The following is a 24,447-nucleotide window of genomic DNA, read 5'->3' on the forward strand; positions in this document are numbered from 1 at the left end:
TTACTCCTGATCCTTACCGGCTTCCTGACCGAGCTGCTTGAGCTTCTCGGTGTTGCTGAGCACATCGCTCAGCACGTCTTCAAGCTTGTCGTTGCCTGCGAGCTTGTTGCGCAGGTCCGAGAGCTTGGTGCGCGCTTCGAGCAGCTTGCGCAGCGGCTCCACTTGCTGCACCACGGCTTCGGGCGAGAAATCGTCGAGCGCCTTGAAGTCGAGGTTGACGGCGAACTCGCCACCTTCGGGGCTCAAGCGGTTCTTCACGCGGTAGCTGGCCTTGGGCGCCATGCCTTCCATCACTTCGTCGAAGTTGTCGAGGTCGACATTGACGAACTTGCGATCGCGCAGCTTGGGCAGCGGCTTGTCGGGGTCTTGCTGGCCGGTGAAGTCGCCAAGCACGCCCATCACGAAGGGCAGCTCCTTGCTTTCGATTGCGTCGCCGATCTCGACGTCATAGGAAAGCTGGACCCGCGGGGGGCGGATGCGCTCGAGACGCTTTTGAACACTGTCTTTCTTGGCCATGTTGTCCTCTCGAAGGGGTCGCGGAGTTGTCAGCCCTTGAGGGCGTCGAACGGGTTGCGTTTGGGTTCGGGTGCAGCTGCAGGCATAGGCGCGGCAGCAGGCGGGCGCCGCGCAGGCGGCGTGGCCGCAGGGGCTGGGCGAGCAGCCGCGGGCTTTTCGGCCGCGGCGGCTGCCACCGGCGCAGCGGGCGGAAGAATCGATTCGCCCAACGAGTCACGCATGATGCGTGCAAGCGCTTGGGCTTCTTCGCGTGTATTGCCGCCCACCGCATTGGCCATGCGCAACTGATCGAGTGCATACGCCGACACGCGCAGACCGCTCACCGCCATGATGCTCTTGGCCGTCACGTCGCTGGTGTCGCGCAGAAGCACTTCTTGCGAAGCAGTGATGGCAGAACCGTAGTTGCGAGCATCGAACTGCGCCTGCGCAATGCGCACCCACGGCTGCTTCTTGGAGGGGTCGGCCTTGGCAGCCTTTTCGTAGAAGCCCATCGCCTCCACCACACCACCCTTGCGGTGCGCCTCTTCAGCAGAGGCCATCAGATCTGCATAGCCAGGCGGGAGCACCGCCTTCACAGGAGCCGGTGTGCTGCCGCAGGCACCGAGAAACATGAGGCTGCCTGCGAAGGCACAGGCCATCAACGGCCGCTGAAGGCGACTGTCAGAAAACATTTGGAAAACTACTCCCTTGATCGCTCGCAGTGCGAGCGTGCTTGGCGTTTGGTGGTGTGTGCCCAGCGTCTGCTGGCGCGAATTAAATCGCAAAAATTCGCAATGTCCGCAAGGCTTACGCAGTGTTACCCGATCGATGTTGACGGGCCATCCCTCTCTTGAGGGGCGGCACGCGCAACTGCATGTACGCGCCCTTAAACTGCGGCGCTCGCAGCATTGCGATGAACACACATGAGCACGCGAGACCCATCACAGCATCGACATCTCACGCATGTGATGTTGCTCTTCGCAGCGATAGCGCTGTCAGGTTGCGAGACCGTTCAAGGTGGCGCACAGAAGCTCGGCGAAGGGCTTGGCAACATGGGAGACAAGGCGCTCGAGACGATCGGCTTCAAGAAGCCGGAAGTGCCCAAAGCCCCCGAGCTGCCTGAGGCCGCGAAGCCTGCTCGGCCGATGACGCTCAAGCTCGCTGCGAGCGACTCGCTCAACGTCGACACCGCAGGCCGCTCGCTTTCACTGGTGGTGCGTGTCTACAAGCTGCGCGGACCCACCGCATTCCTCAACGCACCGCAAGAAACCTTCGGTAACAACAAGCTGGAAAAAGACACACTCGGCGATGAGCTGATCGAGAGCCGTGAACTTGTGCTCCTGCCAGGCCAGCAGCAACGCATCAGCGAACGCTGGGCGCGCGAAGCCACGCACGTGGGCGTGGTCGCACTCTTCCGCGCGCCGGCAGCCCAACGCTGGCGCTACGCCTTCGAACTCGAAAACGTGCAGTTGGGTGACGGCCTCGTGCTGGGCGCCCACGCATGCGCACTGAGCGTGGCCAACGGCCAACCCATCGGAGTGCCCACCAGCGCCCTGAAACTCAGCACATCGATGTGCGCCCTCAACTGAACGACACGCCCGGAAGGTAGAACTTGATTCCGACTCCCAAAGTCCTGTGGGGCGAAGGCCTCTTCCTGCGGCCCCAGCACTTCCAGCAGCAGGACGCCTATCACGAGTGGCGCCTCGCACAAGCCGTGCGCGGCCTTCATCCTTACGCCTGGGGTGTGCGCAGCATCAAGGTCGACACCGATGCATTGCAGGCCGGGCGGTTGCGCCTCACCGAGTTGCAGATGGTCCTGCCCGACGGCGAGTTCTACAACGCGCCGGCCGAAGACGAACTGCCGGAGCCGCTCGCGCTCGACACCGCCATCGCGCAGGGCAACGAGGTCGTGCTGCACGCGGCCGTGGCGCCGCTGCGCACCAACGGCAGCAACTTCGCCTCCACGCGTGACGAAGCCGACACCGCGGCGCGCTACTACCAGGTCCAGAAGGATGTGGAGGACCAGTACACCGACGCAGCGGCCGCGCAACTGAGCCTGCTGGGAAAATCGGTCAAGCTGATCGTCGAGCACGACCCGCGTGGTCACCTCGTGACGATGCCGGTGCTGCGTGTGCGGCGCAACGCCACCGGCGGGTTCGAGCTCGACCCGCGCTACGTGCCGCCTTCGCTCACTATCCAAGCTTCGCCTGTGGTGTTCCTCTACCTGCGCCGCTTGCTCGACGTGCTGCAGGCCAAGGTCGACGCGCTGTACGGCTTTCACCGCGAGCCCTCCAAGAACATCATCGAATTCCGTTCGGGTGACGTCGCGTCGTTCTGGCTGCTGCACACCGCAAGCGGTGCCTACGCTTCGCTGGCGCACCTGATGCGCCACCCCGGGCTTCACCCCGAGCGCCTCTTCCAGCGTCTGCTCGAGTTGGCCGGTGCGCTCATGACCTTCTCGAAAGGTTTCACCCTGGCCGATCTGCCGGCGTACGACCACGCAAACCCGGGCCCGGCGTTCTTCCGCCTCGACCACATCATTCGCGAGCTGCTCGAAACGGTGATCTCCACGCGCTACTTCGGCATCTCGCTGTCTGAAGTGCGGCCGTCGTTCCACCAAGGGCGCCTCGATGCGCAGCAGATCACCGGCGCGACAAACCTCTACCTCGGCGTGAGCGCCTCCATGCCGCCCGCCGAGCTGGTCGACGCGGTACCGCTGCGCTTCAAGATCGGCGCGCCGGAAGACGTCGAGAAGCTTGTGCTGTCTGCGCTGCCCGGCGTGCCGCTCTCTCACTCCGTGCAGGTGCCGGCCGCGATTCCTGTGCGACCCGGCGCCTACTACTTCGCACTCGAGCCGCGCGGCGCGCTCTATGAACGCATGATGCAAGCGCAGGCCGTGTCGATCTACGTTCCGGCCGGCATTGCCGACATCAAAATCGAACTCATCGCCATCAACGCATGAACGCACAAGCTACCCAGCCACCGTCGTTATTTGGCGGGGCCACGATGCCCGGCCTCGCCCCCACCAGTGGTAGCACGCCTCGCGAGGCCCGCACGCTGCTGGACTTGATGTACGACGGGTTCTACCTGCTCTTCCTGTTGCGCGCGAAACAGGGCCCAAGCGACGCGGATGCCTTTCGCTCGCACATCAAGGAGTTCCTCACCGGACTGGAGCGCGGCGCCACCAAGCTCGGCAGCTCGGCGGAAGACGTGCACCTGTGCAAGTACGCGTTTTGTGCGACGGTCGACGAGGCCATCCTGATGTCTCAGTTCAAGGTGCGCGACGCTTGGCAGCGCCAGCCGCTGCAGCTTCAGTTCTTCGGCGAACAACTTGCAGGCGAGCAGTTCTTCGCCAAGCTCGAAGCGTTGCGGCGCGAAGGTGCTTCACGCGTGCAGATCCTCGAGGTCTTCCACATGTGCTTGCTGATGGGCTTCCAGGGCAAGTACCTGATCGAAGGCAGCGAGAAGCTCAACTACCTGACCGCGCGGCTCGGAGACGAGATCGCTCATCTCAAAGGTTCGCGTGCCGCATTTGCGCCGCATTGGGCGCCGCCCGATCAGGTCCGCAACCGGCTGAAGAACGAAGTGCCGCTGTGGGTGATCGGCTCGGTGTTCGCGCTGCTGGGCGTGCTGGCTTTCACGGCCATGCGCTGGCAGCTCGGCCGCAGCACCGAACGTGACCTCGCGGCCTACCAGGAAGTCGTGAAGCTCGCGCCACAAGCCGCGCACGTGACGATCACGCTGCCATGAAGACCTAGACGCACGTCTGGCATGCCGCGCAGGTCATAGAACGCCTGACGCGCAGAAAAGGGAGAGCTACAAGAATGAACCCGAGCACCATGACCTCGGCGCTGACTTCGGCGATGTCCGAAGGCTTGAGTCGCCTGATGACCTTGCTGACGATCGGCCAGCAGAAGCGGCTGCTGCAGATCGAGACTGCCTTGCCGAGCGCCACGCTCGTGGTCGAGCGCGCGCGCTGGCACGAAGATGTGAGCGGTCTGGGCCAACCCCATGCCACGCTCAGCCCGCTGGTCGCCGAAGTCGATTGCCTGAGCACCAGCGCCCAGCTGTCGCTCAAGGCGTTGATCGGCGAGCAGATGAGCCTGCGCCTGATGTGCGCTGACGGCCGCTACCGCACATGGCACGGCTACGTGGCCGAAGCCGCGCAGCTTGGCGCCGATGGGGGCCTCGCTCGCTATCGGCTGCAGCTCGTCGCCTTCACCCACTTCCTCGGGCTGCGTCACGACACGCGCGTGTTTCTCGGTCAGCGTGCCGATGAAATCGTTACTGCCGTCTTGCGGACGTATCCGCAGGCCAACTTCCGCCTCGAGCTGAGCCCCGAAGCCCTGGAGGCCGCGCCTCGCCGAGGCACGACCACCCAGTACCGAGAGAGTGACGGCGCATTCGTGCAACGCCTGCTGGCCGAAGAGGGCTGGAACTGGCGCCTCGACCACAGCGACGACGATCGCCCGCTCAGTGAAGCCAAGACGGCCAAGCACTGCCTCGTGATCAGCGACCCGAATGCCGCGCGCCCCGATCTCGGCGCCTTGCGCTTCGGCAAGCCCGACGTGCGCACGCGCGGCTTCGTCGAAGACACCATCACTGCCATCGCGCTCTCGCGTCAGCTTGCTCCCAATGCCGTGACACTGGGGGCGTGGGATCCCCGCCAGCTGGCCGGCGTGACCGCCCAGCAACAAAGCGCACTGGCGCAAGGCGACGTTCCTGCACTTGAGCAGTATCACGGCCATGGCGAGCGTCGCCACAGCCGCTTCGAGTCCGACGACGAGGCGGCCCACAGCCCGCTGGCCGACCAACGCAGTGCACTGGCTCTCGCCCGGCACGAGCTGGCCTACAAGACGCTGAGCGGCGACGGCGGCGTGCGCCGCCTCACCCCGGGCGCCAATTTCCAACTCACCGAGCACAGCCGCTACCCGCTGGACACCGGCGACAGCCAGTTCGTTGTACTCGGGGTTCAACACGAAGCGGCCAACAACCTCGGCAGCGAAGCAGCGCAACTGCTCAAGCGCCCCGACCTCGACGCCGGCAGCTACCGGCAACACTTCCAGGCCGCGCCTGCTGCCGTGACCCTTGTGCCAGCAGCGCGGGCCAAGCCACAGGCGCCCGGCGTGCAGACCGCACTCGTCGTGGGCCATGCCGACCAGCCCGTCACCACCGAGCGAGATCTGCGCGTGCGGGTCCAGTTCCCCTGGCAACGAGGCCGCGCGCCGCTCGCAGGTGGCCTGCTTGGCCCCGTCACCCCCGGCCAGGACGACACCGGCCACGCACCAGGCGACGCAGCGGCCAGCCAGTGGGTGCGCGTCTCGCAGCCGAGCGCCGGAGCCAACTGGGGCGCCCTCTTCATTCCACGCGTGGGCACCGAAGTGCTCGTCGACTTTCTCGAAGGCGACCTCGACCGCCCGATCATCGTGGGCCAGTTGCACAACGGCCAGGACGCCCTGCCCTGGCCGGCCGGGGTGGACTCGGGGGCGAACCATCCCGGCACGCTGTCGGGCTGGCACAGCCGCACGCTCGACGACGACGGCAGCAACCAGTGGGTGATCGACGACGCCACCGGCCAACTGCGCATGCGCCTGGCCAGTCACAGCTCGGGCTCACCGTGGAGCGAGCTGAGCCTCGGCCACATCATCAGCCAGGGGCCGAGCAGCAGCCAGCGCGGCGCCTGGCTCGGCTCGGGCTTCTACGCCCACACCGACGGCTGGGCCAACCTGCGCGCGGGCCAGGGCTTGCTGCTGAGCACCACCGCACGGGCCGGGAGCTACGGCAGCGCGCAAGGCGGACAGCTCGACGTGCAAGAGGCTGTCGCCCAACTCAAGAGCGCACAGCAACTCGGGCAGGCGCTAGGCCAGGCCGCACAGGGCCAGGGTGCACTCCCCCTCACGAGCCACGACGCCCAGGAGCAGGCCGCGCTGCAAGGCCTGCTGGAGGCCATCGACATCCAGAAGAGCGGGCAACACCCGAGCGAACGCCAAGGCGCCAACCGCGACGCGAACGACCCGGTGGCGCAGTTCTCCAAGCCCTTCATCGTGTTCGACACCCCCAGCGCCGCCATCACGAGCAGCCCGGCCAGCATCGCGAGCTACTCGGGGCAGGACACGACGCTCGTCGCGCAAGGCGACATCCACGCCGCTGCTGCACACACCGCCAGCCTCGTCTCCGGCGAGGCCACGAGCCTCTACACGCACGACGGCGAGCTGCAAACGATCGCCGCCAACGGCAAGCTCTCGCTGCGCGCGCACACAGATGCGCTGGAGCTGTTGGCCGACAAGGACATCACGGTGATTTCGGTCAATGACGAGATCACGATCACGGCGAAGGAGCGGATCGAAATCGTGGGGGGGGACTCCAAGGTCGTGCTTGATGGGGCCAACATCGAGTTCGCGACCTCGGGGAGCTTTACGGTCAAGGCGGCGAGTCATGCGTGGGCGGGTGGAGGGAGCGGGAGCGCGAGTCTTGCCGGGCTACCCGATGCACGTTTGGGGGAGCAGCCGCGATGGCTTGAAGTTGAGCTGCGAGGCTGGGAAGCGCAGCCTCTGGCAAACGTTCCCTACGTCGTTCGATTCGAGGATGGCAGCTCACGCAACGGCACCTTGAACACAAACGGCTTTGCCCACTTAGATGGGATACCAAAGAGCGGCGCCACCCACTGCGTGCAATACGAAAACCCACCGACCAGCAAAGACCCAACGCCCTATTCATTGAATGACTTGGAGAAGTCCATAAAGGCCTTCATTGGTGCCTGATAGGCGTAGCTCTTGAAACGCTCACTAGAGAGAAGCGAGACATGTCCTTTTCGTTTGAAGAGATCGTCAAAGGAATCAATCGTTGGAAGCACAGCGCAAAGAGCGCAGCGATGGATGCCAAGCAAAAGGCAAACTGGGTATGGGAGGCTCTCCAAGGCGACTTCAACCCCAACCGTTCGGCGGGCCAGGTCGGTTTTGACACCGTTGTTTGTCTTATCCCGGGTGTCGATACGATCATGGACATCCGTGATCTCATCGCCAACATCATTGCGATCGTCGCTGCGCCAACGAACGGCATGGCGTGGTTCAACCTGGTTCTCACGCTGATTGGCTTCGTTCCCGAACTCGGATCGGTAGTCAAGGGTGTAGTCAAGATCGTGTTCGTCAAGCTGCGCCCATTACTCAAGAGCGCGGACGACCTGACCCATGCAAGCAAGATGGTCAAACACATGGATGAGGCAATCGACGCAGCGATGCCCTCCATCGTTCAATATCTAAACCACCCCAAGGTCCAGAAATTTCTGACTACCACTGGGGTTCCCGATGTCATCAAGTGGACAGCAAAGAGTATTCGGGAACTGGTGAGCAAGATCGATCCCGCGACGCTCAAAGCCGCCTTCAATGAAAAGGCGGAGAGTCTGAAGAGCATCCTTCAGTACCTGCGGCCTCTACTGCCAGCGTCTGCCGGTCCGAAGATCAAGAACGTATTCGACGGAATCGTCACCGTCCAAAAGAACTTTGAAGGCGCCGTGAACAAGTTCATGGGACCGCTTCACGCCATGATGCTGCACTTGGCAAAGCGTTTAGACGAAATGCATTGGGTCGCTCAATCCCAGCAATTGAACAAGGGGTGGATCGCCCCCCTGTCGGAACAAGGTGCTCGTCGCCTGATGGCCAAACATCGACCGGCATGGGTCAAAACGGCACCGCCCGCTGAATTCAAGCAGTTGGACCCAGAAAAGTTCAGAAGGAAGTTGGACTACGTTACGGGAGTGAAAGCCGGTGCACCTCAATTGGATGACACGGCAATCAGAAGCTTCACAGCAGGCGCAAAGGCTCGCCCGCTGAAGGACGGTGAGACGCTGTATCGGGTCCTCGATCCCACCAGCGGCTCGCTCAGCACGTGCTGGATACCCGAATCGGTGTGGAAACAGATCAATGCCGATCCAGCAAAGGCACGGGAGATGTGGCGGGGCCAACTCGCGGTAAAGCCCGAGTGGAATCAGAACGGCACTTTTGTCAAATACACCTACAACAAGGCGCGGGACGGCGACATCACTGTGTGGGAAGGCCGAACTTCCATGCAATGGCTTGGTCCGACAGGAGATCACTCGGCGGGATTCCTTGAAGGTGGACTGCCTCAGATCGTCTTCGATCCCAAAAAGCAGATCCGGAACGCACAACCAGACAACTTCGTGAGCGCTCAATTTCCAGACATGGTGGAAGGCACCGTCATTCGCAAAGCCGACGGGGCAGCACAACCCTCAGGTGTCCGCACGAAGATCAACGATCCTCGTGTTGAAGGTCCCTTCGAGACCGGTTGGGGCTTCAAGGACTTTGCAGACCAGCACGACCTCATTGGCCTACCAAACCCCTTGAAAGTCTAAGCGTCATGCCCGCACGCAATCTGAGTCAAGAAGCGCATCTCTGGTACACGATTACGTCGCCGGACTATCTGAGCCGAGCGAATGAGTGTCTGCATGAGGCATTCACGCTTTTTCAAGACCGAGTGCTTCAACATCCATTCATTGCCGACTACGCACCTGTACCGCAGTGGGGTGGTGCGATGGAGCATTTGCTCAGCAGCTTTGATAACGCACGTGCCGTCCTGATCCACGGCGAATTCGGACCTATGCAATCGTGGGCTAGCCGCGTGTCAGACATTCCCCGCGGGCTTCGCGAAAGCAACATGGAATGGCTGAGCCAGCCGGATCAAGATCAGATCATGATTGTGGTGAACGAAGCATCGCGAATCGGTAATCACTATCTGCGAGGCATGGCGATGAGCCAAGCTTTCAGCTCGCCTGCTTACCGTGATCGATCAACAGCTTGGCGGTATGAAGTGCCCGAAGACCTTGGCATCAGCGGCAGCGAGATTGCACGGTATTACGAGGACGCCGTCTTTCCAGTTCGTCCCGAACATATCCCGGAGTACGCAGCCGACATTTCAGTCACTTGCAAAACCGGGGATGTAGTGCCGTGGACAGGTGTTTGGGTCCCTGCAACCGGCATCGGAACTGCCGCCCTCGCGTTCGCTCGGCAAGGGGTCCAAGTCATGCAGCCTGCGTATGAAGCAGCAAGCATGGATGCCGACGGTGATATTGAGGAGTTCGCCCTCATCGAATGCACGTGGCACGCAGTCCGTCCAACAGGGCGCATGATCGTGCACCCGAATTCGACGACAGCTACCCAGGAATACGATGAAGGCCATCGCCTCAGTTGCGAAGCTGGGCTCACGTGCGTTCGCAGCGGATACTGGTTTACGCCGGCAAAGGCAGGAAGCAGGCGCTACTTCAAACATGGGGAGCTCCTGCCTGAAATCGGCGGCGACTATGGCGCCACCATCTGGCAGTGGGACCACAACCAGGATCCGCCGAAGCTCTAGATTCCCGTTAGCGACTCACCGCCGACGGACACGCCGCGTCCACCCCTTCGCGCCCGTTGCAGAACTTCACCCGGCAATCCACCGCCGCATCACCATCAAGGTGACCGCAGCGCTTCTCGTAGCCCGGGCTTGTGGGCGCAGTGCCCCTGCGCTTTAGGTGCGGCAGCATGGCGGCGATCAGCTCGGCATCGTCGTTGGCAGATTTGGTGGTCGGCTTCGGCAGCGGTGCGGCACCGCGCGTCGCCACGGTCGTGTCTTTGGCGGATGGGGCCGTGACGGCCGCCTCCTTGGGCGCCACTGGCTTGGCGGTCTTGCGGGGCTCGAGTGCATCTGCGCTGGCAAGCGCATGTTGGATGTTGTTCAGGCTGGCTGCGACATTCGAAGCCACACTTGCAGCGTCAGCAGACGCAGCCGCCACCGCCACGGGCGTCGCCACCGTTTCGATCGATGCAGCGCCGTCGGCCGCCGATGCGGCAGACGCCACTTGCGCCACCGGCACGGCGACGGCCAGCGGCTCGACCGCCTTGACCACTGGAGCCGGCGCTTGCGCCACCGGAGCAGCCTGCGTGGGCGAGTGCGACGAAGCACTCGGCAGCATCCCGAGCTTCACCGCGAAATACACCGCGACCACACCCAGCGCCAGCAACGACATCCATAGCACCCGCTTCAAGGGGGTCGCATCACGCGCACGCGAATCACGCCGCGGCGTACCGTCGATGGTGGCTAAGATGCTCGGCCCGAAGTCGGGCTGTCGTGACTTGCCGGGCGGGCTTGCGCTAGGTTCGCCAAACAACTGAGGGCGTGCACCTCGGGCTGGAACGGGCTTGTCTGGCTGGGTCATGGCAAAAGCCGAAGGCCTTGATGTCGACGGGCGCGCCTGCGCCCGCATGGGTGCGCGAATTCTAGAGAGGCCATTCCACGCAGCAACGCCCCGTTGGGGGGACCGCGAAGCGTGCTTGCAACAAGATGATGTGGATCGCGATCGTCGTCGTGTACTTCGTCGGTGCGTGCGCACTGGCAGCATTGCTCTTGCTGCCAGCGTTCCGCGAGGGCGTGATGCAGCACATCTCGACATGGCGGCAGCGGCTCGCTGGCGTGCAGCAGAGGGCGCAAGGTGCCGCCACGCGCAACGCACGCGAGGGTTATGCCCAGGCCGCGAGCAGCACCCGCTGGGTGCAGCGCCATGCGATTCCCTTGTCGATCGCGGTCGCACTGCTCAGCTTGCCGCCCGTGATCGTCTTCTCGCTGCGGGCGCTGCACACGCTTGATGCCTACGACGACACCACCACGGCACAAGCCGACAGCGTCATCGCCACCCTGCTGCAAGGTGAGCAGCTCGTGCCTCCGCCGCCCCTGCCGCCCGAGGTCTTCACCACCGCCGAAGTGGAGCTGGTGCGGCCGAAGCTGAGCACCGCCGACCGCCGCTGGGACTTGCTCGATGCCGACTTCCGCCAGCGCCTGCTGCTCGCCTATCGCCTCATGCGCGAAGAGCACGGCTACGAGATGGCGCTGATCGAGGGTTACCGCAGCCCTGAGCGCCAGACCTTGCTTGCCAGTATGGGCGCGCACGTCACCAACGCCGCTGCGTGGCAGAGCTACCACCAGCACGGCCTCGCTGCCGACTCCGCCTTCATGCGCAACGGCAAGCTCGTCATCAGCGAGCGCGACCCGTGGGCCGCAAAGGGTTACGAGTTGTATGGAGAGGTTGCGCAACGTGTCGGCCTGACCTGGGGTGGACGCTGGCAGAACGCCGACCTGGGCCATGTGGAGCTGCGCAAGCCCAATGTGCACCGCCCGAAAGTGGGGGCCTGAAAACACGCGCCCGCCGTTAGACTTCAGCGCTCGCATCGAGCCTGCATGCGAGTTGCAAATCACACACACAAGGGAGAGGTGGAATGGGGCGTCCCTTCATCGTGTTGGGCGACAAGACCGACCACGGCGGTGAGGTCATCGAGGCCTCAGGGGTCACCGACACGCACGGCAAGCGCATCGCACGCGTCGGCGACAAGGTCACTTGCCCCAAGAAGGGCCACGGCACCTGCGCCATCGTGACAGGCGACCCGACGATGGTCATCGACGGCAAGGCCGCCGCGCGGCACGACGATCAGACCGCCTGCGGCGCCAAGCTGATCTCGTCGCAGTCGGTCACCAGCGACGAATGCTGACGACCGCGCGCCCGCTCCAACCCCGCTTCGCCCCACGCTGACACCACCTCGCAAGCGCCTTTGCGGCGCCATGCGTTCGCTGTACTCCCCTCATGGCCAAAGTCTGGAAGGTTCTCGCACTGCTGCTGGTGATCACCGCACTGGTGTGGCTGAGCACGCTCTGGCGATGGCAGTCGGCGAACGTGAACCCCGATGCCACGCAGCTGCTGCTGCAACTGGTGGCGGTGCCATTGATCCTCACGGCTGCCCTGCTGGCAGTGGTGTGGGCAGTGAAGCGGCTGCGCAACTACGCTGCCGCCCCGGCCGTGGCCGCCTCGACGAAGGCGCCCGCGACGCCTGCCGCCGCCGCAGCGCCTGCCGCCGATGCACGCCAAGTGCCCCATCGTGTGCTCGCCGCTGCAGTGCAAGTGCGCGCGGGTGCAGCATGGCGAGACGCGCAATCGAGCATCGCCGAAGGCAGCTGCAAGGCCGAACTCGACGCCACGATGAAAGACGACAACGGCATCGCGATCTTCACCGCGCCGGTCGCCGACCTCAGCACTGACAACGTGGCAGGCGCACTCGACGACATCGGCAGCTCACGCAAGGGCCTGCCCGCCGACTGGCCCGGCCACCTGCCGCAACCCGAGATGCTGCGAGCACTGGCATCGCTCGAAGCCGTCGTCGAGCAGATGGGGGCACAGGTCGAATCGCAGTGGCCGGCACTGTCGGTCCCGCTGCCCTCGGCGCGTGCGTCGTCGAACGGCAACGTGCCACTGCTGCCGCCAGTGGTCAGCGTGCGGGTTGGCATTCCGGCGCGTTGGCCAGTGCCGGCGCAACAACTCGCAAGCGCGTGGCTGCATCAGGTCTTCGAGCCCCTCATCGAGGACGGCCTCAAGGCCGCGGGCCAGTCGCGCGCCATGGCCAGCACGGCGCGCCCTGCCGTGCAGCTGCATGTGCACCCGGTCGAGAACGCCGAGGCCCATTGGCTGCTGATGGAGCAGCAGCTCCAGCAATGGCATCGTGAACGCCAACCTGGCCTGCTGTGGGCAATGGCAGCCGACAGCCTCGTCGGTGAAGACACCGTCGAGCAGCTCTCGCGTCATAACGAGCTCTTCTCCGGCCAGCGCCAGCAAGGCCGCGTGCCGGGCGAAGGCGGTGCCGGCGTGCTGCTCGCGTCAGCCACATGGCCCGCCCCGACCGGCACCCCCGCGCCGCTCGCGCTCATGCACAAAGCGAGTGTGATCAAGCGCGACAAGTCGGCCGACGCGAGTGGCCGTGTCACCTCGCAAGCCTTGGTCCAAGCCGTCGACGACATGCTGCTCGGCACCGGCCAGGACGCCAAGCTGATCCAGCACCTCACCACCGATGCCGACCATCGTGTCTCGCGCACCGTCGAGGTCTATGAAACGCTGCAGGAGCGGCTGTCGCACCTCGACGCGTCCGAACACGCGCTGCGCCTGGGCCTCGGCTGTGGCGACATCGGCATCGCCCGCCTCGTCGCCTGCGCGGCCCTCACTGCCACGCAGGTGAAGGAATCAGAAGCCCCGGCGCTCTTGCTGGGCGCGCAATCCCCCTTCGACCGCCTGGCCGTGCTCATGGCACCCGCCACACCACCAGCCACCGCGCCCGCCACGCCGCCCGCACCGGCACCTGCCGCCGCGGCACAGGCCGCCTGAACACCCGAACGGATATTTCTCATGCAACGAATCTGGTCGTTCCTCCTGGACACACGCACGCTCGCCGTGATCGGCGTTCTGGCGCTGGCTGCCCTGCTCTTCCTCAGTGCCGATGCGCTGAAGGTCGGCGCGCTGTGGGCCGTCGTCATCCTGGTGACGCTGCTCCTCGTGTGGCTCATCGTGTGGGCCGTGCGCCGCTGGCGCGCTGCGCGTGCGTCGAAGAACCTCGAAGCCGCGATGGAGGCCGAAGCCGAGCGTGCCGTGAAGTCCGCGACCACGAAGGAAAGCCGAGCCGAGATGGAGGCCGTGCGCCAGCGCATGCAGGAGGCCGTCAAGACCATCAAGACCTCCAAGCTCGGCCTCACCTCGGGTTCGGCCGCGCTGTACGAGCTGCCCTGGTACGCGGTGATCGGCAACCCGGCCGCCGGCAAGAGCACGGCCATCGTGCGCTCGGGCCTGAACTTCCCGTTTTCGGACAAGACCTCGTCGGTGATCCAGGGCATCGGCGGCACGCGCAACTGCGACTGGTTCTTCACCACCGAAGGCATCCTGCTCGACACCGCCGGCCGCTACTCGGTGCACCAGGAAGACCGCGACGAGTGGCTCGGCTTCCTCTCGCTGCTCAAGCGCAACCGCCCCAAGGCGCCGCTCAACGGCGTGATCATCGCGGCGAGCCTCGCCGAGCTGTCGAACAACAAGCCCGAGTTCGCCATCACGCTCGCCAAGCAGCTGCGCCAGCGCGTGCAGGAGCTGACCGAGAAGCTCGAAGTCTTCGCACCGGTCTACGTGGTCTTCACCAAGGCCGACCTCATCTCCGGTTTTGCCGAGTTCTTTGAAGACCGTGATCGCGACGAGCGCGAACGCGTCTGGGGCGCCACACTGCCCTACGACACGGCCACCAAGGCCGATGTGGTGGCGAGCTTCGACAAGCATTTCGACGAGCTGAACGATGGCCTGAAGGAAGCCTCGACCGTGCGCATGTCGATGCACCGTGGCGAGAAGCTGCCGCCCGGCGTGCTGACCTTCCCGCTCGAGTTCTCATCGTTGAAGGCGCCGCTGCGCACCTTCATCACCACGCTCTTCGAAGACAACCCGTACCAGTTCCGCCCGATCTTCCGCGGCTTCTACTTCACGAGCGCGGTGCAAGAAGGCCAGTCCACCGGCCGCGCGAGCCAGCGGGTGGCCGAGCGCTTCGGCCTCCAGCCCGCCGTAGGCTCCGCCCCTACCGCCGCGGTGGTCGCGCAAAACGGCTTCTTCCTGCGCGACCTCTTCTCCAAGGTCGTCTTCGCCGACGCCAACCTCGTCAAGCAGTACACGAGCCGCAACAAGCTGCGCTGGCGCTATGCCGCCTTCTTCGGCGGCGCGCTGCTGCTGGGTGCGATGCTGGCCGGCTGGACCTGGTCTTACGTCGGCAACCGCCAGCTCGTCGCCAACGTGCAGGCCGACCTCAACAAGGCGATCAAGCTGCAGGAAGGCCGCATCGACCTGCAGTCGCGCCTGGAAGCGCTCGAGATCGTTCAGGACCGCGTCGACCAGCTGCAGCGATACCGCGAAGAGCGGCCGTGGACCCTCGCCCTCGGCCTCTACCAGGGCGAGGCGCTCGAAGCCAAGATGCGGGCCATCTACCTGGCCGGCCTGCAGGAAGTGCTGCTCAAGCCGACGGCCGGCGCCATCGCCGCCTACCTCGGCGAGGTGAACGCCAACGCGGCACAGCTGCAACCGCTCGGCCGTTCGGCCGACAGCAGCGCTGCCGCGCGCCCCGCCACAGCACCGGAGCCGATGGGGTTCTACTCCGCGGCCTCGAGCACCAACGTCTCCGACGCGTACAACGCGCTCAAGACCTACATCATGCTGGGCGACCGCTCCCGCATGGAGACCGGCCACCTCGGCGACCAGCTCACGCGTTTCTGGCGCGGCTGGCTCGAAGCGAATCGCGGCTCGATGCCACGCGAGCAGCTGATCCGCTCGGCCGAACGCATCCTCTCGTTCGCGCTCACGCAGGTGTCGTCACCCGACTTCCCCGCCACGCAGACCAACCTCGCACTGCTCGACACCACCCGCGAGAACCTGCGTCGCGTCGTCAAGGGCATGCCGGCGCGCGAACGTGTCTACGCCGAAGTGAAGGCGCGTGCCGCCACGCGCTTCCCGCCGATGACGGTCGCCCGCCTCATCGACGAGGCCGATCGCGAGATCGTGGCCGGCAGCTATGCCATCTCGGGTGCCTTCACCCGTGAAGCGTGGGACGGCTTCATCGAAGACGCATTCAAGGAAGCCTCGCTCAAGGAGACCCGCGCCGACGACTGGGTGCTCAAGACCGCGACGCAAGACGACCTCACGCTCGAAGGCAGCCCCGAGCAGATCCGCAAGGCGCTGGTGCAGCTCTACAAGACCGAATACGTGCAGGAGTGGCAGAAGTTCCTGCAGGGTGTGACGGTGAAAGAGTTCGGCAGCTTCGAGCAGGCCGTGATCCGCATGAACCGCCTGGGCGACCCGGCCGCGTCACCCGTGGGCAAGCTCATCACCGCACTCTACGAGCAGACGTCTTGGGACAACCCGGGCATCCTCAACGAGCGGCTCGCCAAGGGGCAGAAAGGCTTCGTCGACTGGTTCAAGCGCTCCATCCTGCGCATGTCGCCCAGCGCGGTGGAAGTGAAGCTCGACGTCACCACCGGCGAAGCCGCCATCCCGATGGGGCCGATCGGCAAGGAATTCGCCGGCCTCACCCGCCTGATGGTGGCGCGCGACAGCAACCCGGCGCTGATCCGCAACTACCTGGAGTCGCTGTCGAAGGTCCGCACACGCTTCAACCAGATCAAGAACCAGGGGGATGCCGGCCCGGCCAGCCGCCAGCTGATGCAGCAGACCTTGGAAGGCAGCTCCGAGTTGAGCGAGGCGCTCAAGCTCGTCGACGAACAGATGCTCGCTGGCCAGACCGATGCCGCCAAGGCCACGCTGCGCCCGCTGCTCGTGCGCCCGTTGATCCAGTCTTACGCAGTCATCGTGCCGGCGGCCGAGAACGAGATCAACCGCATCTGGGCCGCACAGGTGCACGAGCCCTTCATGCGCACGCTGGCGGGCAAGTACCCGTTCGACAAGGCCTCGCGCCTGGAAGCCACGGCCGGCGAGATGACCAAGCTCTTCGGTCCCGACGGCGGCGTGGCCAAGTTCAGTGAACAGGCGCTGGGTGCGCTCGTCGTTCGCCGTGGCGACATCATCACGCCGCGCACCTGGGCCGACATCGGCCTGCGCCTGCGGCCCGAGTTCGCCACCGGATTCCCGGCGTGGGTGGCGCCGGTCGCCGGTGGAGGCGCCGGCAGCGGCGGTGCGGCCGGCGGTGGCTCGGGCGGTGGCAACGAAGCCCAGACCAATTTCCAGATGCTGCCCACACCCGTGCCTGGCCTGGCCGAGTACACCGTCGAGGTGGACGGCCAGCAGCTCCGCTACCGCAACGCCATCGCCAGCTGGACCAACTTCGTCTGGCCCGGCCAGGGCACGCCTGGCGTGAAGATCACCGGCGTCACGACCGATGGCCGCACGGTCGAGTTCCTCAACGAACCCGGCGGCTATGGCCTCGAGAAGATGATCAACAAGGCGCGCCGTCGCAAGCTCGACAGCAACGTCTTCGAGCTCTCGTGGCCCAACGGCAACCTGGCCGTCACGGTGCAGCTGCGCCTGATTGCGAGCGCCGCCGTCGGCTCGCCCAATGCGGCCGGCGCGGCCGACACCCCGAGCGCCTCGGGCGGCCTGAAGGGCGTGCAACTGCCGCCGCTGGTGGCTGGCCTCGTGCCCGCCGCGACCACGTCTGCGCCCGCGGGAGGCCGGCCATGAGCGGAGCCGCCCAGGCGCTCTACTTCGGCAAGCTGCCCTCGCGCGGCGATTTCGTGCGCTCCAGCGCGGGCTCGGCCCTCATCCACAGCATCGACCACTGGATGTCGCAGACGCTCGAGCTGCTGGCCGAAGACACCCGCTGGAAGATCGTCTACGACGCCGCCTCGCCGGTGCACTTCGCCATCCTCGGCACGCAGAGCAATGCGGGCCTCGTGGGCCACATGGTGGCGAGCCAGGATGCCTCGGGGCGCCGCTTCCCGTTCGTGCTGGCCGCGTCGTTCGAAGTCGACGAACCGTTGCAGTTCCTGCCCTACAGCCCGCAGGCGCTGAGCCCGCTGTGGGGCCGGCTCGACACGCAGGTGCGCGTGGCCCAGCAGGCCACCGATTTCGCCGAGGTGCAGGAGCAGCTGCTCAGCCCGCTCGAGCTCGAACGCGAAACCAACGCGCTGCGCCAGTCGTACAAGGCCTTCGCGCAGCAGATGACGATCGACCGCCTCGAAGCCGCCCTCACGCCGGCCGGCGCCGCGCCGATCTCCTTCCGCCAGACGGCGCTGGCCCTTGGTCTGCTGCTGCAGCCGGTGCTGTCGCAAGGCCATACCGACCTCAACAAGGGCCTGCTGCTGCCGCTGCCGCGCGACCCGATGCAGCTGCCGCACGTGCTCACGATGTGGGTCGACCTCATCAGCCGCTTCTTCGCGCGCACCTCGGCCGAGACCGCCATCTTCGTCACCATGCACGGCGCGCAGCCGGTGCTGGTGATGGGCTTCCACGGCGCGTCGCCGCTCACGCTGCGTTCGGTGATCGACAGCGAAGCGAGCCGCAACGACAACGTCAGCGTGACCGAAGCCGAGTGGGTCGAAGACTGGATCGGCGCCGACTACGGCCTGCGCAAGCTCTCCAACCACCTGCGCGACCCGTCGCTGTCCCTCGCGGCCGCGGTGGACATGTTCCGCGAAACCTTCCTCGGGGAATGAGCATGAGCCTCCCATCCTTCATGAAACGTGTGCTGCCCTGCGTGGCCTTGATGGTTGCCGCCCTGCCGGCTGCGGCCGAGACCGCCGCGGCGCCGAACCAGGTCGTTGTGGCCGGCACGGTGCCCGACGAAGCCACCCGCAACGCCATCCTTGCGCGTGTCCGCGAGATCTATGGCGCCGAGCGTGTGGTCGACCAGCTCGGCGTGGGCCAGGTCGTCGCGCCGCCCAACTGGAGCGGCTATGTGCAGAAGATCGTCTCGCCCAACCTCAAGCAGGTGTCGCGCGGGCAGCTGGTGATCAACGGCAACAACATCGAACTCAAGGGCGAGGTGGGCAACGAAGCGCAGCGCCAGCAGCTCGCGGCCGACATGGCCACCGCGCTCAACCCGACTTACGCGGTGCGCAACGCACTGCGGGTGGCGGCGCAGGAGCAGTCGGTGCTCGACGCCACGCTCGCCAACCGCATCATCGAATTCGAGGCCGGCAGCAGCGTGCTGCGCCCGGCCGGCCGCACCATCCTCGACGAGATGGCCGCCGCGCTCCTGAAGATGGGTGGCAAGAAGGTCGAGGTCATCGGCCACACCGATTCGCAAGGTGCCCGCGACACCAACATCGTGCTGTCGCTCGCGCGGGCCGATGCAGTGCGCAGCTACCTCGCGGGCAAGGGTGTTCCGCCCTCGCTCATCACCACCTCGGGCTCGGGGCCCGACCGGCCGGTGGCTGCGAATGACACGCCGGACGGGCGTGCGCGCAACCGGCGCATCGAGTTCCGTGTGAGCCAGTAAGGCTTGAGGCGCGGCTCAGCCGTTCTCGTCGCGGGGCGGCTGCACGCCCAGCAGTTCTTCGACGTGGGCCAAGGCGCCCGCGTCCTTGAGCACGGCGCGCAACCACAGGTGCAGCGGCATGTCGCCCCACTGCACGGCCTTCTCGGCGAGGTAGGCCACGGGGCTGTGCGGTTCGGTGGCACGGAAGAAGCTCGCGACCTCGCGCAGTTGTGCCAGCGCCTGCTCGCGCGTGCGCAGCGGGCCGCCGGCTGAGGCACCCGCTCCAGCGGCGTCGCCCGTGGCCTTGGTGGCACCGGCGCCCGCGGCTGCATCGGACACCGCCGGACCCGAGATGGCCCCCGCTTCACGCGACAGGCGCTGCAACTCGTGCAGCGCCGACGCCAAGGCCTCGCGCGCCGACACGAAACTCGGGCCATCGGCCCCCAGCTTCGCGTCAACCAGGCCCTGCAAGCCGTTGAGCAGCTGCTGGCTGGCTTCGAGGGCCGCGAGCGACGCGCGCAGGTCGTCCTTCGGGGTTTCGCGCAAGGCGCGGTTGAACTTGTCGAGCGTCAGCGCTTCGGGGGGCAGCGGTTTCTCGGGCGTGGGCTGTAGCGAGCGCGCGGCGAACATCTGCTGCAGCGAATACGCGCCGGCGCGGCCGCGCGTGATCGGCGCCACCGTCGACAGCGCCCCGATCCGCCCGAGGAACCAGCCGAGGTTGCCGATGCGCTGGTCCTGGTCGCCGTCTTCGGGCTGGGGGTAGAACTCGTCCCAGTAGCGCTCGCACAGACCGCCGCAGAGTTCGAGCCCGTGCCGCAGCCCCACATAGCCCTGGGTCAAGGTGGCGGCCTCGGCCCACCACATCGCCAGCCGCAGATCCTTCGACTTGTTGCGCAGCAGATCGCTGCAGCGGTCGAGCACGCCCGGCCAGTCGGCCACTTTCAGCGTGGTGACCCATTCGCCCTGGTCGAGCGTCGGGTCGTCTTCGCGGCGCATCTCGGCGATCTGGTCGAACTCGGCCGAGAACGACAGGTCTTCGCCACACGGGGCCGAGTCGGAGATCGGCTGCAGGAGCTCGTCGGTGTTCATGGGCAGGCAGTGTAGCGGCGGGCTTTTGGGCGCTGCCTAGAATGAATCATGACCGCCACACCCTCGTTGGGGGGCTCGGTGCACCACGGCATCCACACCGTGGACACCGGCTTCCACCGCCCGAATTTCGACGCCGCCTACCTGATGGTCGAAGGCGGCCGCGCCGCCTTCATCGACACCGGCACCACGCACAGCGTGCCGCGCCTGCTGGCGGCGCTCGCGTCTGCCGGGCTCAAGCCGGAAGACGCCGACTGGGTGATCGTCACCCACGTGCACCTCGACCACGCTGGCGGCGCCGGGGCCCTGATGCAGGCGCTGCCCAACGCACGCCTGCTCGTGCACCCGCGGGGCGAGCGGCACATGGTCGACCCGAGCGCGCTGATCGCCGGGGCCAGCGAGGTCTACGGCGCCGACGAAGTCGCGCGAGCCTACGGCACGATCGCGCCGATCCCGAAGGAGCGCGTCGTCGTGAGCCATGACGGCATGGCGGTGCAGCTTGCGGGGCGCACGCTCACGCTGCTCGACACTCCCGGCCACGCGAAGCACCACCACTGCATCTGGGACGAGCGCAGCAAGAGCTTCTTCACCGGCGACACCTTTGGGCTCTCGTACCGCGAGTTCGACACCGCGCAAGGCCCCTGGCTGCTGCCGACCACGACGCCGGTGCATTTCGACCCGCCCGCGCTCAAGGCCTCGGTGCAGCGGCTGCTGTCGTACCGGCCGGAGTCCATGTACCTCACCCACTATGGCCGCGTGCAAGGCGTTGCCGCACTCGGCGCCACGCTGCTGGAACAGATCGACGAACTCGTGCAACTGGCCCTGCCGATGCGCGACGCAGCCGATCGTCATGCCGGCCTCAAGCAGGCCCTGAGCGGCACGTACCTCAAACGCGTGCGGGCCCACGGCTGCACGCTGCCCGACACCGAGGTGCTGCACCTGCTCGAAAACGACATCGAGCTCAACGCCCAAGGCATCGGCGTCTGGCTTGCGGGAGACAAACGATGAACCAACGCGTCCACTTCGCCTTGCAAGACCAGGTCATCATCGTCACCGGCGCCTCGCAAGGCATCGGCGCCGCGTGTGCCGAGCGCCTCTCGCACGACGGCGCTGCCATCGCGCTGTGGGACGTCGACGACGCACGCGGTCAGGCGCTCGCCGCCTCGCTCACCGCACAGGGCCGCCGTGCCCAATACCTGCACTGCAACGTCGCCCGCAAGGCCGAGGTCGACGCCGCGATCGCCGACACGCTCAATGCGTTCGGCCGCATCACCGGCCTCGTCAACAACGCCGGCATCTTCAAGGCCGCCGACTTCCTCGACATCACAGAAGCCGACTGGGACGCCGTGCTCGACGTCAACCTCAAGGGCGCCTTCCTCGTCGGCCAGGCTGCGGCCCGCGAGATGGTGAAAACGGGCGGCGGCGCCATCGTCAACATGAGTTCGGTCAACGGCGTGATGGCCATCCCGACCATCGCCAGCTACAACGTGAGCAAGGGCGGCATCAACCAGCTCACGCGCGTGATGGCGCTCTCGCTCGCCGACCGCGGCGTGCGCGTCAACGCCGTCGCCCCCGGCACGATCGCCACCGAACTCGCGCGCAACGCCGTGCTCGGCAGTGAGGAGGCCAAGCAGCGCATCATGAGTCGCACGCCGATGAAGCGCCTGGGCGATCCGGTCGAGATCGCCGACGTCACCGCCTTCCTGCTCAGCAGCGCGTCGAGCTACATGACCGGCGAGATCGTCTTCGTCGACGGTGGCCGCATGACGCTCAACTACACCGTTCCCGCAACCTGACTCTCCCAATGACCTTCGAAGCCTTCTGGGTGTCGACCGGCGTCGTCGCCCTCGGCGAGATCGGCGACAAGACCCAGCTCCTCGCCCTGCTGCTCGCGGCCCGCTACCGCAAACCCGTGCCCATCGTGCTGGGCATCCTCGTCGCGACGCTCGCCAACCATGCGGCCGCCGCGGCGCTCGGCGCGTGGCTGCAAACGCTCGTCAATCCGCAGTGGATGCGCTGGATCCTCGGCGCATCGTTCCTCGCCGTGGCGGTGTGGATGCTGATCCCCGACAAGGCCGACGAAGGCGAGACCGCCAGCGCGGGCCGCTGGGGCGTGTTCGGCGTCACGGTGGTGGCCTTCTTCCTCGCCGAGATGGGCGACAAGACGCAGATCGCCACCGTGATGCTCGCCGCGCGCTTCGACTCGCTGGTGTGGGTCACGGCGGGCACCACGCTCGGCATGATGCTGGCCAACGTGCCGGCCGTGCTCTTCGGCGAACGGGCGGTGAGGTTCGTGCCGATGGCGTGGGTGCACGCCATCGCCGCGCTGGTGTTCGCGGTGATCGGCGTGCTGGTCCTGCTCGGCGTGGGCAGTTGAGCGTCAGGCCTTCGCCGGCACCGCGGTGGCCGCCGGCGCTTCGCGGATCGGCAGGTGGATGAGCGCCGCGCCCACGGCGAGCACGATGTCGGCGTACCACATCCAGTTGTAGCTACCGGTCCACTCGAAGGACTTGCCGCCGAAGTAGGCCCCGAGGAAGCCGCCGATCTGGTGCGCGAGCATCACCAGGCCGAAGAGCGTGGCCATGTGCGCCGGGCCGAAGAACTTGGCGACGAGCCCGGCCGTGGGCGGCACGGTCGAGAGATAGGTGACACCGATCACCGCCGCGAACACCAGCAGCGTGAACTCCGTCTTCGGCGCCAGCAGGAACACGAGCACCGCCACTGCCCGTGTGGCGTACACGAGCGACAGCAGCGACTTCATGCGCCAGCGCCCGCCTTGGAACGACACCGCCCAGCCCATCGCCACGCTGCCCACGATGTTGAAGAGGCCGATGATGCCCAGCGCCCAGGCGCCGAGCGCAGCCGGCAGCTGGCATGACGCCACCACGCCCGGCAGGTGCGTCGCGATGAAAGCGACGTGAAAGCCGCAGACGAAGAAGCCGGCGCACAACATCCGATAGCTCGGGTCGCGCACCGCGCGGCCGATGGCTTCGCGCGTGGTCTCCTTCTTCACCGGCGCGGCACCCGCGGCGGCCACCGCCTGCTGGGCCGTACCACGCAGCACCCAGGCCGCCGGCAGCGCCAGCAGCGTCAGGAAGGCGAGGCTCTGCAAGGCCACCACCCAGCTCGCCGCAGCCGTGATGGCCTGCGCGAGCGGCGCAAAGAGAAACTGGCCGAACGAGCCCCCGGCGTTCACGATGCCCGAGGCCATGCCGCGCTTCTCGGGTGGCACCAGCCGCGTGGTCGCGGCCATCAGCACCGCCGGGCCGGCCATGCCGGCGCCGCCGGCCGAGAGCACGCCGATGGCCAGGATCAGCCGGGCCGTTGTGGTCATGAAGGGCACGAGCGACGTGCCGATGGCGATCAGCACCACGCCCACCACCAGCACACGCCCGGCGCCCACGCGGTCGGCCACCATGCCGGCGAATGGCTGCGTGAGCCCCCACCACAGCTGCCCGAAGGCGAATGCGAGGCTGATGCTCGCGAGGCCCAGGCCGGTGTGCGTGTTCAGCGTGTTGAGGAAGAGGCCCATCGACTGGCGCGCCCCCATCGTCAACGAGAACGTGCCGGCCGCGGCCAGCAACACGATCCACAACGCCAGGCGGCGCTGGTTCGATTCATTCGCCATCGGATTCCCCTTCTTCGTCTGCGCCGAGCACGGCGAGGCATTCATCGATCAACTGGTGCAGTTGCGCCACGCGCTCCACCCCGAGCGTGTCGTTGAGCTGGAGCTGGGCCTGCTTCCACAGACGTTGCACCTCGGCCCGCTTGGCACGGCCAGGCTCGGTGAGCGCCACGAGGCGGCTGCGCGCATCGGGGCCGGGGCCGAGGTCGACCCAGCCTTGCGCGATGAGCGGCTGCAGGTTGCGCGACAGCGTGGAGACTTCCAGGTTCATCTTGGCCGCGAGGTCCGACGGCCGCACCGGCTCCATCGCCGCAATGTGCGAGAGCAGCGAGTACTGCGTCATCTTGAGCCCGGTGCTCGCAATGGCCGCGTCATACCGCCGGCTCACGGTGCGGGTGATCTGGCGCAACTTGAAGTTGGTGCAGCCCCGGGGCGCGGCAGTTGGTGTCTTGGCTGTCATGCAAACAATTGTAGCTACAATCTTTG

21 protein-coding genes are annotated in these 24,447 nt (G+C 66.2%); 15 read left to right on the plus strand and 6 right to left on the minus strand.

Going from position 1 to position 24,447, the window contains the following annotated elements; genetic code table 11:
* Together tssB and RXV79_RS19200 are read right to left on the minus strand one after the other, a co-directional pair.
* On the minus strand, nucleotides 1-516 hold the full coding sequence (tssB, locus tag RXV79_RS19195; RefSeq protein ID WP_296728963.1) for a type VI secretion system contractile sheath small subunit: 516 nt from the start codon (nucleotides 514-516) through the stop codon (nucleotides 1-3).
* A 29-nt stretch (nucleotides 517-545) separates the two neighbouring features.
* A complete protein-coding gene (locus tag RXV79_RS19200) occupies nucleotides 546-1,055 on the minus strand; it encodes a hypothetical protein (RefSeq protein WP_316699717.1) in 510 nt (169 codons plus the stop codon).
* 408 nt (nucleotides 1,056-1,463) lie between these two features.
* Between RXV79_RS19200 and tssJ the strand changes: the two genes are divergently transcribed.
* From tssJ to RXV79_RS19230, 6 genes are all read left to right on the plus strand, one after another.
* Nucleotides 1,464-2,084, plus strand: coding sequence for a type VI secretion system lipoprotein TssJ (gene tssJ, locus RXV79_RS19205; RefSeq protein ID WP_316699718.1), 621 nt, complete (start codon nucleotides 1,464-1,466; stop codon nucleotides 2,082-2,084).
* A 23-nt stretch (nucleotides 2,085-2,107) separates the two neighbouring features.
* Nucleotides 2,108-3,457: a type VI secretion system baseplate subunit TssK gene (gene tssK / locus RXV79_RS19210; RefSeq protein WP_316699719.1), complete on the plus strand. Its 1,350-nt coding sequence runs from the start codon at nucleotides 2,108-2,110 to the stop codon at nucleotides 3,455-3,457.
* Nucleotides 3,454-4,245, plus strand: a complete 792-nt coding sequence (gene icmH, locus RXV79_RS19215) for a type IVB secretion system protein IcmH/DotU (protein ID WP_413816634.1) — start codon at nucleotides 3,454-3,456, stop codon at nucleotides 4,243-4,245. The genes tssK and icmH overlap by 4 nt, the downstream gene beginning before the upstream one ends.
* Before the next feature lie 74 nt (nucleotides 4,246-4,319).
* A complete protein-coding gene (locus RXV79_RS19220) occupies nucleotides 4,320-7,256 on the plus strand; it encodes a type VI secretion system Vgr family protein (RefSeq protein ID WP_316699720.1) in 2,937 nt (978 codons plus the stop codon).
* A gap of 41 nt (nucleotides 7,257-7,297) precedes the next feature.
* Nucleotides 7,298-8,863, plus strand: coding sequence for a hypothetical protein (locus RXV79_RS19225; protein WP_316699721.1), 1,566 nt, complete (start codon nucleotides 7,298-7,300; stop codon nucleotides 8,861-8,863).
* Between the two features lie 5 nt (nucleotides 8,864-8,868).
* Nucleotides 8,869-9,861, plus strand: a complete 993-nt coding sequence (locus tag RXV79_RS19230) for a hypothetical protein (RefSeq protein WP_316699722.1) — start codon at nucleotides 8,869-8,871, stop codon at nucleotides 9,859-9,861.
* A 7-nt stretch (nucleotides 9,862-9,868) separates the two neighbouring features.
* Here the strand turns inward: RXV79_RS19230 and RXV79_RS19235 are convergent, their stop codons facing one another.
* Entirely contained in the window at nucleotides 9,869-10,513 is a 645-nt protein-coding gene (locus tag RXV79_RS19235) for a hypothetical protein (RefSeq protein WP_316699723.1), read from the minus strand.
* Between the two features lie 317 nt (nucleotides 10,514-10,830).
* On the opposite strand from RXV79_RS19235, the gene RXV79_RS19240 reads away from it, so the two are divergent.
* From RXV79_RS19240 to RXV79_RS19265, 6 genes are all read left to right on the plus strand, one after another.
* Nucleotides 10,831-11,673 (plus strand): M15 family metallopeptidase, encoded by an 843-nt coding sequence (locus RXV79_RS19240; protein WP_316704153.1) that lies wholly within the window; start codon nucleotides 10,831-10,833, stop codon nucleotides 11,671-11,673.
* A gap of 83 nt (nucleotides 11,674-11,756) precedes the next feature.
* Nucleotides 11,757-12,026 carry a PAAR domain-containing protein gene (locus tag RXV79_RS19245; protein ID WP_296728939.1) on the plus strand — a complete coding sequence of 90 codons (270 nt, stop codon included), beginning with the start codon at nucleotides 11,757-11,759 and terminating at the stop codon, nucleotides 12,024-12,026.
* Nucleotides 12,027-12,118: 92 nt separating this feature from the next.
* The gene (locus RXV79_RS19250; protein ID WP_316699724.1) at nucleotides 12,119-13,684 is read left to right on the plus strand and encodes a hypothetical protein; all 1,566 of its coding nucleotides are present in this window, start codon (nucleotides 12,119-12,121) and stop codon (nucleotides 13,682-13,684) included.
* A 21-nt stretch (nucleotides 13,685-13,705) separates the two neighbouring features.
* Nucleotides 13,706-17,512, plus strand: coding sequence for a type VI secretion system membrane subunit TssM (gene tssM / locus RXV79_RS19255; RefSeq protein WP_316699725.1), 3,807 nt, complete (start codon nucleotides 13,706-13,708; stop codon nucleotides 17,510-17,512).
* Nucleotides 17,509-18,486, plus strand: coding sequence for a type VI secretion system-associated protein TagF (tagF, locus tag RXV79_RS19260; RefSeq protein WP_316699726.1), 978 nt, complete (start codon nucleotides 17,509-17,511; stop codon nucleotides 18,484-18,486). Before tssM ends, tagF begins: the two co-directional genes overlap by 4 nt.
* Nucleotides 18,487-18,536: 50 nt before the next feature.
* Entirely contained in the window at nucleotides 18,537-19,271 is a 735-nt protein-coding gene (locus RXV79_RS19265) for an OmpA family protein (RefSeq protein ID WP_316704155.1), read from the plus strand.
* A 15-nt stretch (nucleotides 19,272-19,286) separates the two neighbouring features.
* Here the strand turns inward: RXV79_RS19265 and tssA are convergent, their stop codons facing one another.
* On the minus strand, nucleotides 19,287-20,339 hold the full coding sequence (tssA, locus tag RXV79_RS19270; RefSeq protein ID WP_316699727.1) for a type VI secretion system protein TssA: 1,053 nt from the start codon (nucleotides 20,337-20,339) through the stop codon (nucleotides 19,287-19,289).
* Nucleotides 20,340-20,387: 48 nt separating this feature from the next.
* On the opposite strand from tssA, the gene RXV79_RS19275 reads away from it, so the two are divergent.
* Genes RXV79_RS19275 through RXV79_RS19285 form a run of 3 tightly spaced genes read left to right on the plus strand, consistent with a single transcriptional unit; the run spans nucleotide 20,388 to nucleotide 22,713 of the window.
* On the plus strand, nucleotides 20,388-21,344 hold the full coding sequence (locus tag RXV79_RS19275; RefSeq protein ID WP_316699728.1) for an MBL fold metallo-hydrolase: 957 nt from the start codon (nucleotides 20,388-20,390) through the stop codon (nucleotides 21,342-21,344).
* Nucleotides 21,341-22,132 (plus strand): SDR family NAD(P)-dependent oxidoreductase, encoded by a 792-nt coding sequence (locus RXV79_RS19280; protein ID WP_316699729.1) that lies wholly within the window; start codon nucleotides 21,341-21,343, stop codon nucleotides 22,130-22,132. The genes RXV79_RS19275 and RXV79_RS19280 overlap by 4 nt, the downstream gene beginning before the upstream one ends.
* An 8-nt stretch (nucleotides 22,133-22,140) precedes the next feature.
* A complete protein-coding gene (locus tag RXV79_RS19285) occupies nucleotides 22,141-22,713 on the plus strand; it encodes a TMEM165/GDT1 family protein (RefSeq protein WP_316699730.1) in 573 nt (190 codons plus the stop codon).
* A gap of 3 nt (nucleotides 22,714-22,716) precedes the next feature.
* Here the strand turns inward: RXV79_RS19285 and RXV79_RS19290 are convergent, their stop codons facing one another.
* Both RXV79_RS19290 and RXV79_RS19295 read right to left on the minus strand, forming a co-directional pair.
* A complete protein-coding gene (locus tag RXV79_RS19290) occupies nucleotides 22,717-23,964 on the minus strand; it encodes an MFS transporter (RefSeq protein ID WP_316699731.1) in 1,248 nt (415 codons plus the stop codon).
* Nucleotides 23,954-24,421: a MarR family winged helix-turn-helix transcriptional regulator gene (locus tag RXV79_RS19295; RefSeq protein WP_316699732.1), complete on the minus strand. Its 468-nt coding sequence runs from the start codon at nucleotides 24,419-24,421 to the stop codon at nucleotides 23,954-23,956. The genes RXV79_RS19290 and RXV79_RS19295 overlap by 11 nt, the downstream gene beginning before the upstream one ends.
* Nucleotides 24,422-24,447 lie beyond the last annotated feature (26 nt).

This window comes from Piscinibacter gummiphilus, from assembly GCF_032681285.1.
Classification (GTDB): domain Bacteria; phylum Pseudomonadota; class Gammaproteobacteria; order Burkholderiales; family Burkholderiaceae_C; genus Rhizobacter; species Rhizobacter gummiphilus_A.

Excerpts from the sequence above, each read along its gene's own strand:
- tssB (WP_296728963.1), bottom strand. The coding sequence starts at position 516 with ATGGCCAAGAAAGACAGTGTTCAAAAGCGTCTCGAGCGCATCCGCCCC.
- RXV79_RS19200 (WP_316699717.1), bottom strand. The coding sequence starts at position 1,055 with ATGGCCTCTGCTGAAGAGGCGCACCGCAAGGGTGGTGTGGTGGAGGCG.
- tssJ (WP_316699718.1), top strand. The coding sequence starts at position 1,464 with ATGTTGCTCTTCGCAGCGATAGCGCTGTCAGGTTGCGAGACCGTTCAA.
- icmH (WP_413816634.1), top strand. The coding sequence starts at position 3,454 with ATGAACGCACAAGCTACCCAGCCACCGTCGTTATTTGGCGGGGCCACG.
- RXV79_RS19220 (WP_316699720.1), top strand. The coding sequence starts at position 4,320 with ATGAACCCGAGCACCATGACCTCGGCGCTGACTTCGGCGATGTCCGAA.
- RXV79_RS19225 (WP_316699721.1), top strand. The coding sequence starts at position 7,298 with ATGTCCTTTTCGTTTGAAGAGATCGTCAAAGGAATCAATCGTTGGAAG.
- RXV79_RS19230 (WP_316699722.1), top strand. The coding sequence starts at position 8,869 with ATGCCCGCACGCAATCTGAGTCAAGAAGCGCATCTCTGGTACACGATT.
- RXV79_RS19235 (WP_316699723.1), bottom strand. The coding sequence starts at position 10,513 with ATGTCGTTGCTGGCGCTGGGTGTGGTCGCGGTGTATTTCGCGGTGAAG.
- RXV79_RS19240 (WP_316704153.1), top strand. The coding sequence starts at position 10,831 with ATGTGGATCGCGATCGTCGTCGTGTACTTCGTCGGTGCGTGCGCACTG.
- RXV79_RS19245 (WP_296728939.1), top strand. The coding sequence starts at position 11,757 with ATGGGGCGTCCCTTCATCGTGTTGGGCGACAAGACCGACCACGGCGGT.
- RXV79_RS19250 (WP_316699724.1), top strand. The coding sequence starts at position 12,119 with ATGGCCAAAGTCTGGAAGGTTCTCGCACTGCTGCTGGTGATCACCGCA.
- tssM (WP_316699725.1), top strand. The coding sequence starts at position 13,706 with ATGCAACGAATCTGGTCGTTCCTCCTGGACACACGCACGCTCGCCGTG.
- tagF (WP_316699726.1), top strand. The coding sequence starts at position 17,509 with ATGAGCGGAGCCGCCCAGGCGCTCTACTTCGGCAAGCTGCCCTCGCGC.
- RXV79_RS19265 (WP_316704155.1), top strand. The coding sequence starts at position 18,537 with ATGGTTGCCGCCCTGCCGGCTGCGGCCGAGACCGCCGCGGCGCCGAAC.
- tssA (WP_316699727.1), bottom strand. The coding sequence starts at position 20,339 with ATGAACACCGACGAGCTCCTGCAGCCGATCTCCGACTCGGCCCCGTGT.
- RXV79_RS19275 (WP_316699728.1), top strand. The coding sequence starts at position 20,388 with ATGACCGCCACACCCTCGTTGGGGGGCTCGGTGCACCACGGCATCCAC.
- RXV79_RS19280 (WP_316699729.1), top strand. The coding sequence starts at position 21,341 with ATGAACCAACGCGTCCACTTCGCCTTGCAAGACCAGGTCATCATCGTC.
- RXV79_RS19285 (WP_316699730.1), top strand. The coding sequence starts at position 22,141 with ATGACCTTCGAAGCCTTCTGGGTGTCGACCGGCGTCGTCGCCCTCGGC.
- RXV79_RS19290 (WP_316699731.1), bottom strand. The coding sequence starts at position 23,964 with ATGGCGAATGAATCGAACCAGCGCCGCCTGGCGTTGTGGATCGTGTTG.
- RXV79_RS19295 (WP_316699732.1), bottom strand. The coding sequence starts at position 24,421 with ATGACAGCCAAGACACCAACTGCCGCGCCCCGGGGCTGCACCAACTTC.